Consider the following 16,533-nt stretch of genomic DNA (forward strand, 5'->3'; position numbering starts at 1 on the left):
TATCGTTTAGAACAATAAGAAACAAGTGATAGGTATATCTAGCTACTAGAGGTAATATTAAATCGCAAAAAGAACTTATAAAAATACCTAAAGAGCAAAGGATTATTAACTGTTAGCATTACAGTTCAATCTGCTCTTTGTTGCACCGCGGGGGATTTTCGACCTTATGAGTCGTCCGGCCAGAGCTGTCTTCAATCTAGACGCACTCAAGCATAACTACCGACTGGCAAAACAACTTGCCGGTAACGGGAAAGTTATGGCTGTAGTAAAAGCAGATGCCTATCGTCATGGCGCCATCGCCTGTTCCAGAGCCTTGGCTGATGAAGCCGATGGTTTCGCTGTTGCCTGTATAGAAGAAGCCCTTGAACTCAGGGAAGCAGGCATTGAACAAAGCATTCTTATCCTTGAAGGTTTCTTCGAGGTGTCAGAGCTCACAGATATCGCACGACTGCGGCTGGATATTGTGATCCAGAATTCTGACCAGCTGGCTATGCTGGAACAAACCCCATTATCGCAACCCATAAGAGCCTGGCTAAAAATGGACTCGGGTATGCACCGTGTCGGTTTTCTTCCAGATCAATACCGTGACGCTTGGGAACGCCTTAATAATCTGGCCTGGGTAAACGACATTGTATTAATGAGTCATCTGTCTTGTGCTGATGATGAAGATCATGATTACACACTGAGCCAGCTGGAAACCTTTGAGAAATATACGCTTGGTCTGCCGGGTGAGCGCAGCATTGCCAACTCAGCAGGTCTGGTCGAGTTTCCACAGGCACGCAGTGACTGGAGTCGTCCGGGGTTGATGCTTTATGGAGCATCGCCTTTTCCACACCCACACCCTATTGCTGATCAACTCAGACCTGTAATGGAGCTGCACTCTGCAATTATCAGTATCAAGGAAGTACCGGCAGGAAGCTCCGTGGGGTACGCCGGTAAAGGCGTGACTTCTCAGGTATCTCGTCTTGGTGTTATCGCTATGGGCTATGCCGATGGTTATCCGTTGCACGCCAGCAATGGCACACCTATTTTGGTGAATGGTCAGCGGGTACCACTCATTGGCCGTGTTTCCATGGATATGCTGACTGTCGATCTGACGGGGCTGGATGATGTAAAAATAGGTGATCCTGCTCTGCTGTGGGGTGAAAGTCTTTCAGTCAGTGAAGTAGCTCAACACGCCAATACCATTCCGTACCAATTGTTCTGCAACTTCAACAGAGTTCCGGTCAGTTATCACGAAACAGTGAAAAACCTTGAATCCACTCACCAATGAACTCTGATTCGATCGCTGCTGCTATTAACACCATGCTTTTTGTTATCGTTGCGGCGGTTCTCAATGTCCCGAGCGGATGAAGACCCACCACCATTAATACCCTGCAAGCTGTTGGATGTACACTTACACATACCACGGTTATCACAAGTCAGCTCAGTCCCTACAGGACATTTGTTTGAGCAATAGCAAGGCATTGATTCGCATATCAGCACATATCCAGGCGGACACTGACTGTTATCAGAGTCAACCGGCAGAAAATGACATCCGCCTATAATCGATACACTTGCCAGAAAAATGAATATGTATTTTTTGTTCATATTTATATTCCAGCTAAAAAACGAATATAGCCTAAAAAATCATTATTTCATGATGGCTTAATATTCCTTCAACTTCGTTTCAAACCAGAATATTTATTACTGCAGGACTTCATGGCAGAGTATTTACATAGGTTAGGGTTATCCACACTTGAATATTTTCTGCTGCTCCCCTAATCTTCGCCGCCGTATTGGCTGACTGATTTACCCACCAGCCTTAGCTCTATTTCAGCCTTACCAGGCTAACTTTATCAGACGATTGCTGAAGCCATGAGAAGCCGAAAAGAAGTTGTCCGCCAGCTGGACAGGATTGATCGAAATATCCTTCGAACTCTCCAGGAAAATGGTCGTATTTCCTATGTAGATCTTGCCGATCGTGTAGGGCTGAGTACTACGCCATGCATGGAGCGTGTGAAGCGTCTTGAGCGTGAAGGCATTATTCAGGGCTACAGTGCTCGCCTGAACCCACAATATCTTCAGGCTGGACTGCTGGTGTATGTGGAGATCAGTCTCTATTCCAAATCAGCGGATGTTTTTGACGAGTTCCGTCGTTCAGTCATTGCTCTGCCAAACGTTCTGGAATGCCACCTGGTATCAGGTAACTTCGACTACCTGGTGAAAGCTCGTATTTCTGAAATGGCTTCCTACCGCGAGCTGCTGGGCGATATTCTGCTCAAACTGCCGGGTGTTCGTGAGTCCAAAAGCTATATCGTCATGGAAGAGCTGAAAGAAACTCTGAACCTGCCAATCCCTGAGTGAGTTTGAACTTCAGATTCATACGTCATTTGCCAGCCATAAACGGGCAAATGACGTATAGATAATCAACTCTGTTCGTCTACCGAATAAAAAAAATCCCTGATAAAACTCAGTAGTCCCTCATAAAGTAATTGAGAGCAACGGCATCCTGTTCTTCAATTTCCTTGAGCTGAAAACCCGCCGCATAATCCCGATTGTGGTCGCCCTGCTTATTACCAGACTGACACCAGACACACTCTGCCAGCATATTTATTCTGTGGGTACTTTCCAGAGGGCCAGGCAGAATGATGGTCACTTTTCTTAATTCCGACAGCCGAACCTGCTGTCCAGTGAGAACGCTGAAACCATTTCTAGACACATCCTCAAGCACGCCCATCAGTTGGCCAGTGTCGCTGTCGAGCACCTGCGCAGGCTCAGCGAGAGTCTTCCGGGGTGAGCGTCTTTTCTCAGTCAGCTCTTTCTCAGCTCTTTCTTTCTCAAGAATGTCATCCGTCATAACACGTCCTCTGTTTCAGGCGGAGTATTCTTGAACATACCTGTTTTTTTCGAGCATGACAAAACCTGCATGTTAGTTACTGCAAACGCTAAACCCCATGAAAAATAAGGTATTCGCCTGGAAACCTCTAAACGCTGTAGCCCTTAAGATGAGTCGTGCGTCTTCAATTGACAATACACTGGCCGATGTTTTTAATGGCTAAAGGGGATAACAATTCCCCCACATAATGCTTTGGGGCATATCTGAAACCGGGCATAACTAAAATAAGAATAATAATAAACAAAGACAGAGCCTTATCAGCTCTGATACATACGGAGGATCCCGTTATGTTTCAGTCGATAGAAGAGGCCGGGGTAAACGATCTTCATTTTAAATACGATGAAGCATCAGGCCTGAAAGCAATCGTTGCCATTCACAGCACTCGCAGAGGTCCTGCTCTCGGGGGTTGTCGAATCATTCCTTACGCCTCAACCGATGAAGCCGTTACCGACGCCATAAGACTTGCCAAAGGCATGAGTTACAAAGCTGCTTTGGCCGGGCTTGATCTGGGCGGCGGCAAGTCCGTCATCATGGAACCCTCTGAGCCTTACGACAGAGAAAAGCTGTTTAAAGCCTTTGGTGGTTTTATTGAGGAGCTGGGTGGTCGCTATATCACCGCCATGGACAGCGGTTCCCGAGTCTCCGATATGGACACCATTGCAACTCAAACCCGCCATGTGTCCTGTACTTCTATCAGTGGAAATCCTGCACCTTCAACGGCTCTCGGAGTCTACAAAGGTATTCTTGCCACGCTGAAAGCAAACAAAAACTTAGGTAACTCGCTGAAAGGTATGGCTGTTGCCGTTCAAGGGTTAGGCAATGTCGGCTTTGCGCTTTGCCAGTTACTGCACAGTGACGGAGCCAGGCTCCTTGTGACTGACATTGATGAAAAGAAGATAGAACAATGCGTTGCTGATTTTGGTGCAACGGCGGTCAGCAGCAATGAAATCTATTCCGTTCCCTGCGATATTTTCAGCCCCTGTGGTCTTGGTGGAGTTCTTGACCCTGACCATATCAGCCAGCTGCAGTGTAGTGCCATAGCAGGCTCTGCCAACAACCAACTGCTTACTCCTGAATGCGGACAGCAACTGTTCGACCGGGACATTATGTACGCTCCCGACTACCTGATTAATTCCGGCGGCCTGATCTTTGTGGCGATGAATCACATGAAGCAAGGGCAGGTGGAAATTGATCGTCGTATTGATGCTATTGAAGACACTCTTCTACAGGTATTCCGTCACCAGCAACAACGCAAGGCTCCCAGCAGCCTGATTGCTGACCATATGGCAGAAGTTCTGCTTTACGGTGACGAGCACAGACGCCTAAGCGCCTGAGCAGTAGCAAATAACATTACAAGAGCACAATACGAGAGCACAATATGGGAGCAAACTATGAAAGCTAAAGAATACTGCCATATTCCTTATATTCGCTACCTGAGCGATGAAGGAGAAGCGCTGCATCGACTGCCCGCCTGGACTGAAAACTCTGATGTTCTTGTTGATTACTACCGCAGCATGGTGATTGCCCGTGCCGGTGATGCCAAAGCTGTCGCTCTTCAGAGAACAGGGCAGATGGGAACCTATCCATCGGCCCTAGGACAGGAGGCTATCAGCACAGTCTGCTGCTCACTGCTGGAAAAAGAAGATGTACTGATTCCTTACTACCGTGATCTTCCCGGCCTTATGAAACGGGGAATTCCTCTGTCCGATGTACTGCTCTACTGGGGCGGCGATGAAAGAGGCAGTGCCAGCGAAGCCTGGGGAAAAGACTTCCCAAACTGTGTACCTATTGCTACTCAGGCTGGTCATGCTGCCGGTGTGGCAACAGCCTTAAAGGTTCGCCACCAGCATCAGGTCGCCATGGTTTCCATGGGAGATGGTGCAACTTCTAAAGGTGATTTTACAGAGGCTCTTAACCTTGCCGGGGTCTGGCAACTGCCCATCGTCTTTATTATTAACAACAACCAGTGGGCGATTTCTGTTCCCCGCAAGATTCAGTCCGGCGCTCCAACCCTTGCCCAAAAAGGTGTCTCTGCTGGCTTAACCTCTATTCAGGTAGACGGCAATGACGTCATTGCTCTGCACGAAGCGGTCAACGCAGCGATCAAACAGGCCAGAAGTGGTAAGGGGGCAACAGTCATTGAAGCCATCACTTATCGACTGGGCGATCATACAACGGCAGACGATGCCAGCCGTTACCGAGAGAGTGAAGAGTTACAGGAAGCATGGGGCAGGGAACCGATCAAACGACTGCGAAACTTTCTTTATCAACGAGGTTTATGGAACGAAGAAAAAGAACAGGCACTGCAGAAGGAAGCCGCAGCCCTTATCGACAAAGAAGTTAAGCGCTACCTGAACACACCACTCCCTGAAATCAGTGACCTCTTTGATCACCACTACGCTCAAATGCCCGCCCAGCTGGAAAAACAAAAACAACACGCAATAGCAAAAGCTGAAGCCATGAACATGGGAGGGGTGCATTCATGAACAGTTCTGTTTCCGAAACCGTCGACCAGTCCATTCCCAAAGAAGTGTCCGAAAAGCTGACCATGGTTGAAGCAGTAAACCTGGCTCTTGATCACGCTATGGCAGACGATCAGGACGTAGTTCTGCTGGGAGAAGATATCGGCGTCAATGGCGGTGTATTCCGTGCCACTCAAGGTTTAAGAGATAAGTACGGTTTGAAGCGAGTGATGGATACACCACTGGCTGAAACATTAATCGCAGGTATAAGTGTCGGCATGGCGACTCAGGGTTTAAAACCTGTGGCTGAGATTCAGTTTATGGGCTTTATTTTTCCCGCCATGGAACAGCTGATCTGCCACGCTGCCCGTATGCGAAACCGCACTCGTGGACGCTTAACCTGCCCGATGGTTTTGCGTGCTCCTTTTGGTGGTGGCATTCACGCACCAGAACATCATTCCGAAAGCACTGAAGCACTTCTGGCCCATATTCCGGGCTTGAGAGTTGTGATGCCTTCTTCTCCAGTTCGAGCCTATGGATTATTAAGAGCGGCTATCAACGACCCTGACCCAGTCATTTTTCTGGAACCCAAACGAATCTACAGAGCAGTAAAACAGGATGTCAGTTACGACACCGCTATTCTGCCTCTGGATAAGTGCTTCACTCTGAAGCAGGGCAATGATGTCACCCTGATCAGTTGGGGTGCGGCAGTTAAGGAAACCATGGAAGCCGCCAACACACTTCAGGAGTATGGAGCTTCGGTGGAAGTGATTGATGTGGCCACCATCAAACCTCTGGATATGGAAACCATTCTGACTTCTGTTCGCAAAACTGGCCGCTGTGTGATTATTCATGAAGCCTGCAAGAGTTTCGGTGTTGGTGCTGAGATCAGTGCTGCACTTGCTGAAGAAGCCCTGACCGATCTGAAAGCGCCAGTCGAACGGGTCACCGGATACGACATCACCATGCCTTACTACCGCATGGAAGATCACTACCTTCCAAAGCCTGATGACATTATCAAAGCGGCATTGAAAACATTGTCATTCCATTGAGTGTTTAGACACACCTGATCGAATGTTTAATTTAGCCTCTTTCCCGCCTACGGCGGGAAAGAGGCATTAGGTTCGTATTTTAAAGAACAGGAATAATAACAATGAAATTCTTTAATCTGCCCGACCTGGGTGAAGGCATACCCGAAGCAGACATTGTCGAATGGCACATTGCTGAAGGAGATAATGTTACAGAAGACCAAGTCATCGTTTCTGTAGAAACAGCCAAGGCTGTTGTGGAAGTACCATCTCCTGTCACCGGAGTGATTGCCAAACTTTATGGTCAGCCCGGAGATACCATTCTTACTGGCGCACCTCTGCTGGAGTTTGTTTCTGATCAGGAAGATACAGGAACTGTCGTTGGTGAGCTGGCCACTGCAAGTAGCTCAAGTGATACTGATGACTCTTTCTTTATTGGCACTCCACCATCAGATAACGCTTCTTCTGAAGGCAGTGATCAAACTGTTGCAGCGAAAGGTTCTTTGTCTGACCTTGCTGCAAACCTTGGCCTTTCCATGGAAAGTCAGAATGTGAACAGAGGACATCAGTCGGTCAGCTATCCACTAAACTCTCTATTAAAAAAACCTGAACCATTAAAAGGTGTTCGCAAACATATGGCTCGAACCATGGCTCAGTCCCACGCAGAAGTTGTACCTGTGACTTTGTTCGATGAAGTGGATATCGATCACTGGCAACAAGGAGAAGACATCACTGTTCGTCTGATAAAAGCCATCATCGCCGCTTGCAAAAAAGAGCCTGCTCTCAACGCATGGTTTGATGGTGCAAGTTTAAGTCGGGAAGTATTTGAGAACGTTCACCTTGGGCTGGCAGTGGACAGTGCTGAAGGTTTATTTGTTCCTGTTATCAGAAATGCAGAACAACTGGACACCGCCTCTCTGAGAGATTCCATCAATGGTTATCGGGAAGCTGTCGCCAACCGTTCACTGGCTCCAGACACCATGCAGGGAGCCACTATTACTCTCAGTAATTTCGGTGTCTTTGCCGGACAATTTGCGACACCAGTAGTTGTTCCACCGATGGTTTGTATTCTCGGTACCGGGCGGCTGAAAGAAAAAGCGGTGAGTGTTGAAGGTTCGATAGTCAGTCGTCGAATCATGCCGATTTCAATGTCCTTTGACCATCGAGCCGTTACTGGTGGTGAAGCAACACGTTTTCTTCAGACTGTACTTGAGCAACTGAGTAAGTGAGGCTGGAGTAAACCAAAAGCTGCTTCGTTAATCAGAGTGAAGCAGCTTTCTCTTTATAAATTACTTCTACAAGACTAAAGCCGTATTCTCCGCGTCAACTCTATCGTTACAGCCTTGTCACAATCTCTGCACAACTTAACTTCTATAGCCAGAAAGAAAGATAAACTAGCAATTAATAGTAAATAATCCGGAAAAAGCTATTGAAGTAAAAAATGATTCGCCACATTATAACTTTAAAGGGGCTGAATTTTTGCTCCATTCTGTTTGAGTCAACAGATAAGTCTTAGTTGAGATTTCCATGAAGTCAGCCAATGGATGACTGCCAGCTCCGGCCAAAAAAAGAAAAGAACAAAGGCTTTTTTGCGCAGTAATTTTTCACCGACAATTTTTACTGTCAGCTTTCTTTGACAGTGTCGCTGAAAAAGAGCAAAGCAAAAAAGATATGGCCAAAAAACTGATAGTGCCGATAGTCGTAAATGAAGAGTGCAAACTCACGACGCGTCAAATCAGAACAGCAGACAGGGCAGGGTGACGACATGGATATCTTTGACCATTACCAGGAAAGGTATAAATCCTATCAAGAGGAAGAGCTGACGATTCAGGAGTATCTGAACCTCTGTAAGGATGACTCAGGTGCTTACGCCAACGCAGCAGAACGAATGCTGCTAGCCATTGGCAAACCGGAAATGATCGATACTTCCCGGGACCCGAGACAAAGCCGAATATTTTCTAACAAACTCATTAAACGTTATCCCGCTTTCAAAGAATTCTACGGAATGGAAGAAGCTATCGAACAGATAGTTTCCTATTTCAAACACGCAGCTCAAGGGCTGGAAGAAAAGAAACAGATTCTCTATTTGTTAGGTCCGGTTGGTGGCGGTAAGTCATCTCTCGCTGAACGCTTGAAAGCCCTGATGGAACAGCAGCCTTTTTATGCCATTAAAGGCTCTCCTGTTTTTGAATCCCCACTGAACCTGTTTAACGCATCAGAAGACGGCGACATTCTTACCCAGGAATACGGTATTCCCGGTCGCTATCTGGGAAACATCATGTCTCCCTGGGCCGTGAAACGTTTGAACGAGTACGGTGGTGATATCACCAAGTTCAAAATCGTTAAACTCTACCCAAGCATTCTTAATCAGGTGGCCATTGCCAAAACTGAACCCGGAGATGAAAACAACCAGGATATCTCCAGCCTTGTCGGTAAGGTTGATATTCGTCAGCTGGAAGAATATTCACAGGACGATCCGGATGCTTACAGTTTCTCCGGCGCACTCTGTAATGCCAACCAGGGTTTGATGGAATTCGTCGAGATGTTCAAGGCGCCCATTAAAGTACTGCACCCTCTTTTGACCGCTACTCAGGAAGGTAACTACAACCCGACTGAAGGCATGGGAGCGATTCCTTTTAATGGTGTGATTCTGGCGCACTCCAACGAATCAGAGTGGCAGACCTTCAGAAACAACAAGACCAACGAAGCCTTTATTGACCGGGTTAACATCGTCAAGGTGCCTTATTGCACACGGGTAACCGAAGAAATCTTTATCTATGAAAAATTACTGGCCCACAGTTCATTGAAGGATGCCCCTTGCGCACCTGATACTCTGAAAATGCTGGCTCAGTTCACCACACTTTCTCGAGTGAAAGAACCGGAAAACTCCAACGTCTATTCTAAGATGCGGGTGTATGACGGTGAAAGTCTGAAAGATACCGATCCTAATGCCAAGCCTCTGCAGGAATACAAGGATGCGGCAGGTGTTGATGAAGGTATGGAAGGTCTTTCAACTCGTTTCGCGTTCAAGATTCTTTCCAAGGTCTTCAACTTCGACCCAACTGAAATCGCAGCTAACCCGGTTCATATGCTTTATGTTCTGGAACAGCAGATTGAACAACAGCAGTTCCCGAAAGAAGTGCATGAACGATATCTGAGGTACGTTAAGGAATTCCTGGCGCCCAAGTACATTGAGTTCCTCGGCAAGGAAATTCAGACAGCCTACCTCGAGTCTTACTCCGAATACGGCCAAAACATCTTTGACCGTTACATCACCTACGCTGACTTCTGGATTCAGGATCAGGAATACCGTGATCCGGAAACAGGCGACATCCTTGATCGTTCTTCCATTAACGAAGAGCTGGAAAAAATCGAGAAGGCCGCCAGTATTGCCAATCCGAAAGACTTCCGTAACGAGGTGGTGAACTTTGTACTCAGAGCTAGAGCCAATAATAATGGTTCTAATCCAGCCTGGAACAGCTACGAGAAGATGAGAACAGTGATTGAGAAAAAAATGTTCTCCAACACTGAAGATCTGTTACCGGTTATTTCCTTTAACGCCAAAAGCAGTAATGACGACCAGAAAAAACATAATGAGTTTGTGAAACGCATGGTAGGAAGAGGTTATACCGAGAAACAGGTTCGCCTGCTGGCCGAGTGGTACATCAGGGTTCGTAAGTCTCAGTAAAACGGTAAATATCAGCCCGCTGTCTGCTGAGATTATTTCACTGGTTGTTTCCCCGCCTTCGCTGGGGAAACAACTCTGAATTTTATAAGTGAGATAGTCTGTGGGCTGATTCCTTTAGTGAGAACGTAGTAAGGAATTATTCTTTGATCATGGTTCAGTTGTCATGCACAAAACAGCATGATCAAAAAATGATTTCTCAGCGCAGAAAATAACAATAACAATAAAAAACGGTGGAAGAATGTCACCGCATTCCGATAACCCGTTTAAGGGCAAAGGAATGACAAGGTTTTGAACAAGGAGTGTTCAAAACCCTGGATACGAAACTCAGGCAATTCTTGTTTCGTATCAGTAACCACAGGGAGCGTGTTGATGAGCATCATTATTGATAGACGTCTGAACGGTAAAAACAAAAGTACAGTAAACCGTCAGCGTTTTCTCGACAGATACCGCAAGCATATAAAAAAAGCGGTGTCTGAAGCAGTCAACAAACGCTCCATTACTGATGTCGAATCCGGTAGCCAGGTCACCATTCCCACCAAAGACTTATCAGAACCGTTTTTCCGACACGGGCAGGGTGGACGTTACAAGCAGGTTCATCCTGGAAATAAAGAGTTTATTTCAGGAGACCGCATCAAACGCCCTAATGGTGGTCAGGGACAGGGCTCTGGTAAAGGTAAAGCCGGTAACTCTGGCGAAGGCATGGATGAGTTCAGTTTTCAGATCAACCATGAAGAATTCCTGAACCATATGTTTGACGACCTTGAGCTCCCCAATCTGGTTCGCAAGCAACTGCAAGATTCCACCGAATACAAAATGAAGAACGCGGGTTACACCAGTGAAGGTTCTCCCGACCGTTTGAACATTGTTCGCTCTCTGAAATCAGCCCACGCTCGCCGCATTGCTCTGGGCGGTGGTGCCCGTAGAGAAGTGAGAGCGTTGAGAAGGAAACTGAGAGAACTGGAAGTCAGTGCAGACACCACGAATATGGAAGAAGTCGAACAGCTCAGAATCCAGATTAAAGAGCTGAACAACAAGTTAAAGAAGCTTCCTTTTATTGATGACTTCGATCTCAAGTACAACAACCTGATTAAAGTCCCCAGCCCAAGCAACAAGGCTGTGATGTTCTGTGTTATGGATGTTTCCGGTTCCATGACTCAGGAAATAAAGGATATGGCCAAGCGCTTCTTTATCCTGCTTTATCTCTTCCTGCAGAGAAACTACAAAGAAATCGAAGTGGTATTTATCCGTCACCACACCGCTGCCAAAGAAGTGGACGAAGACGATTTCTTCTATTCACGGGAAACTGGCGGCACCATTGTTTCCAGCGCATTAGAAATGACCCGGGATATTATCGACGACCGCTACAGCCCTAACGACTGGAACATTTATGTCGCTCAGGCTTCTGACGGTGATAACTGGGAAGGCGATTCCAGCGTCTGCTCCAAAATTCTTACCGAACAGATTCTTTCCAAAGTTCAGTATTTCTCTTATGTAGAAATTACTGACCGCGCACATCAAAACCTCTGGCGTGAATATGAATCACTGAACGAACAGTTCCCTGATCAGTTCGCCATGGAACAAATCAAAACCCCCAACGACATTTATCAGGTTTTCCGACGCCTCTTTGAGAAAAAAGAAACGGCTTAAGAAAAAGGAAACAGCATGAGTGAAGAACGACAGCCAATATCCACTGGCCCGGAATGGACGTTTGAACTGATTCAGGAGTATGACCAGGAACTGGCTCGTCTGGCAGATAAATTCCGGCTTGATACCTTCCCCAACCAGATTGAAGTCATCAGCTCCGAACAGATGATGGATGCCTATTCGTCCACTGGCATGCCGTTAATGTACAGCCACTGGAGCTTTGGTAAACAGTTTCTGCACACACAACAGAATTACGAACGAGGCAGAATGGGACTGGCTTATGAAATCGTAATCAACTCCAATCCCTGTATTGCCTACCTGATGGAAGAGAACACCATGACCATGCAGGCACTTGTGCTTGCCCATGCCAGTTATGGTCATAACTCTTTCTTTAAAGGTAATTACCTGTTCCAAACCTGGACCGATGCTGACTCCATTATCGATTACCTGATGTTTGCAAAAAAATACGTGGCCGAGTGTGAAGAGAAATACGGTGTTGAAGCCGTGGAAGATGTTATGGATGCCTGTCACGCCTTAATGAATCAGGGCGTGAACAGATACAAGCGTCCTAGACCACTTTCAGCCGCCAAAGAAAGAGAACGACAGGAAGAGCGTGCTGAATACATTCAACGTACCCTGAATGATATCTGGAGCACTATTCCAAAAGCAGAGGAAATCGAAGAGACAAAAGTGAAACGCTTCCCCGAAGATCCGGAGGAAAATATTCTTTATTTTCTGGAAAAAAATGCCCCTCTGCTTGAAACATGGCAGCGCGAGTTATTAAGAATCGTTCGTAAAGTTGCTCAATATTACTATCCACAACGTCAAACTCAGGTAATGAATGAAGGCTGGGCAACTTTCTGGCATTACACTCTGCTTCACGAACTTTATGATGAAGGTAAAGTAACTGAAGGCTTTATGCTGGAGTTCCTGCATTCACATTCCAGTGTTATTTATCAGCCTCCTTTCGACAGCCCTAATTACAGTGGCATTAATCCTTATACTCTTGGCTTCAGCATGTTTACTGATATCAAGAGAATCTGTGAAGACCCAACAGACGAAGATAAAGAATGGTTTCCCGATATTGCCGGAAGCGACTGGCTGGAAACATTACACTTCGCTATGAAGAACTTTAAGGACGAGAGTTTTATTCTGCAGTTCCTTTCACCAAAAGTTATGCGAGATCTGCGTCTGTTTTCGATATTTGATGACGAAACCAAGTCTTACCTGGAAGTAAATGCCATTCATGATGATCCGGGGTATAAAGAAGTCAGGGAATCATTAGCTGCTCAATATAACCTTGGCAACCGTGAGCCTAATATCCAGGTTTATGATGTTGATGTCAGGGGCGACCGTACCTTAACACTTCGCCACTATCAGCATGAGAGTCGGCCTCTGGAAGCCCCTTCAACCGATGAGCTATTAAGGCACATTCACAGATTGTGGCAGTTCGACGTGAAGCTGGACTCAGTTGCTGATGACAAAATAGGTAAAAGTTTTTGCTGCCCTGAGGCAAAGTAAAGGCTAACCCTTGTTAGTTCAAACTGCTGTTATCTGGGCATTTAAAAAGCACATCAAGAGTTTTCTTCGATGTGCTTTTTGAATTTTACTGACTTCAATAAAATACCCAGTAATTGTGTAGCCAAACGTAATCGAATGTTAGATTGTCATTTCCCCGCCGGGCGGGGAAATGACATATGAATTCATATGTCCGGGTGCTGAATGTACTCTATTCAAAATCAATCTGCTCGATTACTCGCTATTCCCTGAAAATTTTTGCGTAAAACTTACAAAGCCATCATCTAATATCTATAAATAAAAATTAACGATACAGATTAATACTTTGCAAAAAAACAGAAGAGTTATACACTTGCCATGAATAAGGTAATAAAATTTGTATTGCCTGACTAACTAAGCGAAATTTCAAGCTGTGTTTGATTGATTCGGTATGATCAATCTGATTTTGAGTAGATGTCCAAATGACTTCTCTCTCATCATATATCGATCACCACGATTATCATCAATTAACGTCATGCTCCAGCATTACGCTTTTATTAGTTTCATAATAATATTTTTATATTTACCACCTTCGGGAGTAATTGAATGAACGTTTTTGACGAAATCCATCACCGCCTGAGCAGTAAAACTCGTATCCGTTCTCTGTTTAAAGATGTTCACGTTGAAGATCTGGAACGCATCATCAAACGCATGAATGAAGTGCGTGAAGAAAAAATTGCAGCACGCAGCAAAGACGAAGAAAAGCGTAAAGCCAAGTTTGATAACATCGAAGCTATCAAACAGATCATGGCTGAAAAAGGCGTTTCCATGGACGATCTGGACGCTCTGGAACTGATTGCTCCTAAGCGTAAACGCAACGTTCAGAAATTCACTTTTGAATACCAGACTGAAGCTGGCGACTCTGTTCAGTGGGATGGCTCTACTACTGGCCGTCTGCCACGTGACTTCCAGGCTTACCTGGAACGCTCTGGCAAGAAGCGTCTGGACTGCGTTGTAGAAGACTGAGTTGTAGAAGACTGAGTAATAAATGACTTAGTGTTTTAAAAAGGGGCTTTCTGCCCCTTTTTAAATTCTCTCATTTATTATCCACAGGTTATTCTGCAACAACTAATTCAAGGCACCTGTCCGGAAAATGACAAACAAATTTACTGCCCTTGCCTGGATGACTACTGATGGTTAGCCGGCCACCGTGTCGCAGCATAACGTGTTTCACAATAGCCAAGCCCAGCCCTGTACCACCGGTATTCTGGCTCCGGCTTTTATCAATCCTGTAAAACCGTTCAGTCAGTCGAGGGATATGCTGAGGATCAATACCGACACCATTATCTTCAACGATCAAACGTCCGCCTTCCTTACTCTGTTTCCAGCGAATCTTTACCTTTCCACCCAACGGAGTGTAACGAACTGCATTGAATACAAGGTTAGAAAATGCACTTCTTAATTCATGACCACTGCCAGAAAGTACAATATCGTCATCACACTTGAGTGAAATCTGATGCTGATTTTCACCACTCAGCGCACGTCCATCCTCAACAATACTCTGGAGCATGGAAGACAAATGAATACCGTTTGGATCAACATTCGCTTCTGCAGACTCCAGTTTCGACAGTAATAATAAATCTGCCACCAGGTTCTGCATTCGCAGCGACTGCTCCTGCATACGATTCAGTGCTTTTTCCCAGACAGGAGGCAGGTCAGAATCCGGCCCCAGGTTGTCCAGCATGGTTTCCAGATAACCCGCTACCACGGTAAGTGGTGTTCTCAGCTCATGGGACACATTGGCAACAAAATCTTTTCGCATGACTTCCAGTTGATTCAACCGGGTTACATCCCGAACAATCATCAACCGATTGCCTTTACCGTAAATAGTAATATTGAACTGAAGCTGAGCATCGTCATTAACCGGTGACGGTATTTCCAATGCCTTTTGATATCGCCCCAGCTCAAAATAATCAGCAAAGCGAGGATCGCGCAACAGGTTGGTTATATTTTGCCCCTGGTCATCTGGTGACTGTAAACCCAGCAGTGCTGCAGCAGATGGGTTCCACCATTCAAGGCTGTGGTTATGGTCAATCAACACCACACCATCACTGAGCGCAGAAGTTGATTCTTGAATTCGTTGAATCACCATGGTCAGCTTTTGACGGGAACGACCATGGTTCTTCTGCATTCGATAAATGCTGTCGAACACTTCACCCCAAAGACCAGTACTTTCCGGTGGTTCTTTAGATGATGTTTTAGGGTCGTTCAGCCAATCCAGCAGCTTAATCAGCTGCCGAATGCTCCAGATAAAATAGCTGCCCATGGCAATGGACAACCCCAGAAAAGGTTTGCCAAACAGCGAGCCAAGAAGCAAACCAGCACCAAGCAGAAGCAACAGCTGCCTGATAATGCTGGATTTGGAAAATGTCGTCATAACTCTCCCGGTCAAACTGCCTGTACCGATCAGAAGACAGAACTAAGTGTATAAACAGACGTAACCGAATATTAAGTTGCTGTTTGATCGCCTGCAGCAGGTAAACAGCTCCTGAATTCGTATGTCTGGCTACTTATTGTCCTGACAATCAATAGCCCGAACTTCAGACTTTTGTAGAGAAACGATAACCTGTTCCACGAACCGTCTGAACATAACCTTCATAGCTACCGCCAAGCGCTTTTCGAAGACGACGAATATGTACGTCTACTGTTCTCTCTTCTACATACACATTGCCACCCCAGACCTGGTCAAGCAACTGCCCACGGGTATAGGCCCGTTCCTGGTGAGTGAGGAAGAACTGCAGCAAACGATATTCTGTGGGTCCTATATCAGCGGGATCACCATCAATAGAAACCCGGTGACTGATAGGATCAAGCTCCAATCCTTGAATCACAATCGGCCCCTGACTATCAAAACCACCGGTTCTTCTCAGAACCGCTTTCAGTCTGGCAGCCAGTTCACGGGGTGAAAATGGTTTGGTGATGTAATCATCAGCGCCGGTTTCCAGGCCCTGAATTTTATGGTCTTCCTCACCTTTGGCTGTGAGCATGACGATGGGTATTTCAGACGTAAGTTCACTGCGCTTCAAGCGTCGCGCCAGTTCAATTCCGGAAATGTCCGGCATCATCCAGTCAAGCAGGATCAAATCAGGCTTGTGGTCCACGATTAATGAATGAGCTTCTCTGGCGTCAGCTGCTTCCATGCAGTCGTAGCCTGCCATTTCCAGAGCTACGGTGACCATCTCTCTAATGGGGGCTTCATCATCAACAATGAGGATCTTTTTTCCCGACATTGCTCTCTACCTGTGTCCGTTCTTTTTCTCGACAGCGTAAGCACCA

The 16,533-nt window shown here is 46.1% G+C and carries 13 protein-coding genes; 10 read left to right on the forward strand and 3 right to left on the reverse strand.

Annotated elements, in window-relative coordinates:
- Positions 1–166 precede the first annotated feature (166 nt).
- Together alr and EOPP23_RS09435 are read left to right on the forward strand one after the other, a co-directional pair.
- Complete coding sequence (alr, locus tag EOPP23_RS09430; protein ID WP_153765694.1) at positions 167–1,273, forward strand: alanine racemase; 1,107 nt, start codon at positions 167–169, stop codon at positions 1,271–1,273.
- A 584-nt stretch (positions 1,274–1,857) separates the two neighbouring features.
- Entirely contained in the window at positions 1,858–2,346 is a 489-nt protein-coding gene (locus EOPP23_RS09435; RefSeq protein ID WP_153765695.1) for a winged helix-turn-helix transcriptional regulator, read from the forward strand.
- Positions 2,347–2,452: 106 nt separating this feature from the next.
- On the opposite strand, the gene EOPP23_RS09440 is transcribed toward EOPP23_RS09435, so the two are convergent.
- The gene (locus EOPP23_RS09440; protein WP_153765696.1) at positions 2,453–2,839 is read right to left on the reverse strand and encodes a PilZ domain-containing protein; all 387 of its coding nucleotides are present in this window, start codon (positions 2,837–2,839) and stop codon (positions 2,453–2,455) included.
- 326 nt (positions 2,840–3,165) lie between these two features.
- Here EOPP23_RS09440 and EOPP23_RS09445 point away from each other — a divergent pair, with 326 nt between their 5' ends.
- The 8 genes from EOPP23_RS09445 to EOPP23_RS09480 all read left to right on the forward strand — a co-directional run bounded on the left by EOPP23_RS09445 (position 3,166) and on the right by EOPP23_RS09480 (position 14,223).
- The gene (locus tag EOPP23_RS09445; RefSeq protein WP_153765697.1) at positions 3,166–4,212 is read left to right on the forward strand and encodes a Glu/Leu/Phe/Val dehydrogenase dimerization domain-containing protein; all 1,047 of its coding nucleotides are present in this window, start codon (positions 3,166–3,168) and stop codon (positions 4,210–4,212) included.
- Positions 4,213–4,269: 57 nt separating this feature from the next.
- Positions 4,270–5,364, forward strand: coding sequence for a pyruvate dehydrogenase (acetyl-transferring) E1 component subunit alpha (gene pdhA, locus EOPP23_RS09450; RefSeq protein ID WP_153765698.1), 1,095 nt, complete (start codon positions 4,270–4,272; stop codon positions 5,362–5,364).
- Entirely contained in the window at positions 5,361–6,392 is a 1,032-nt protein-coding gene (locus EOPP23_RS09455) for an alpha-ketoacid dehydrogenase subunit beta (protein ID WP_153765699.1), read from the forward strand. The genes pdhA and EOPP23_RS09455 overlap by 4 nt, the downstream gene beginning before the upstream one ends.
- A 101-nt stretch (positions 6,393–6,493) precedes the next feature.
- On the forward strand, positions 6,494–7,597 hold the full coding sequence (locus EOPP23_RS09460; protein WP_153765700.1) for a dihydrolipoamide acetyltransferase family protein: 1,104 nt from the start codon (positions 6,494–6,496) through the stop codon (positions 7,595–7,597).
- A 536-nt stretch (positions 7,598–8,133) separates the two neighbouring features.
- Positions 8,134–10,056 carry a PrkA family serine protein kinase gene (locus EOPP23_RS09465; protein ID WP_153765927.1) on the forward strand — a complete coding sequence of 641 codons (1,923 nt, stop codon included), beginning with the start codon at positions 8,134–8,136 and terminating at the stop codon, positions 10,054–10,056.
- A 369-nt stretch (positions 10,057–10,425) separates the two neighbouring features.
- Positions 10,426–11,703 (forward strand): YeaH/YhbH family protein, encoded by a 1,278-nt coding sequence (locus tag EOPP23_RS09470; protein ID WP_153765701.1) that lies wholly within the window; start codon positions 10,426–10,428, stop codon positions 11,701–11,703.
- Between the two features lie 15 nt (positions 11,704–11,718).
- A complete protein-coding gene (locus EOPP23_RS09475) occupies positions 11,719–13,221 on the forward strand; it encodes a SpoVR family protein (RefSeq protein WP_153765702.1) in 1,503 nt (500 codons plus the stop codon).
- 582 nt (positions 13,222–13,803) lie between these two features.
- On the forward strand, positions 13,804–14,223 hold the full coding sequence (locus EOPP23_RS09480) for an H-NS family nucleoid-associated regulatory protein (RefSeq protein ID WP_153765703.1): 420 nt from the start codon (positions 13,804–13,806) through the stop codon (positions 14,221–14,223).
- A gap of 88 nt (positions 14,224–14,311) precedes the next feature.
- Here the strand turns inward: EOPP23_RS09480 and phoR are convergent, their stop codons facing one another.
- Both phoR and phoB read right to left on the reverse strand, forming a co-directional pair.
- Positions 14,312–15,634: a phosphate regulon sensor histidine kinase PhoR gene (phoR, locus tag EOPP23_RS09485; RefSeq protein WP_153765704.1), complete on the reverse strand. Its 1,323-nt coding sequence runs from the start codon at positions 15,632–15,634 to the stop codon at positions 14,312–14,314.
- Between the two features lie 163 nt (positions 15,635–15,797).
- Positions 15,798–16,487 (reverse strand): phosphate regulon transcriptional regulator PhoB, encoded by a 690-nt coding sequence (phoB, locus tag EOPP23_RS09490; protein ID WP_153765705.1) that lies wholly within the window; start codon positions 16,485–16,487, stop codon positions 15,798–15,800.
- Positions 16,488–16,533 lie beyond the last annotated feature (46 nt).

This window comes from Endozoicomonas sp. OPT23 (assembly GCF_009653635.1).
GTDB lineage: Bacteria > Pseudomonadota > Gammaproteobacteria > Pseudomonadales > Endozoicomonadaceae > Endozoicomonas_A.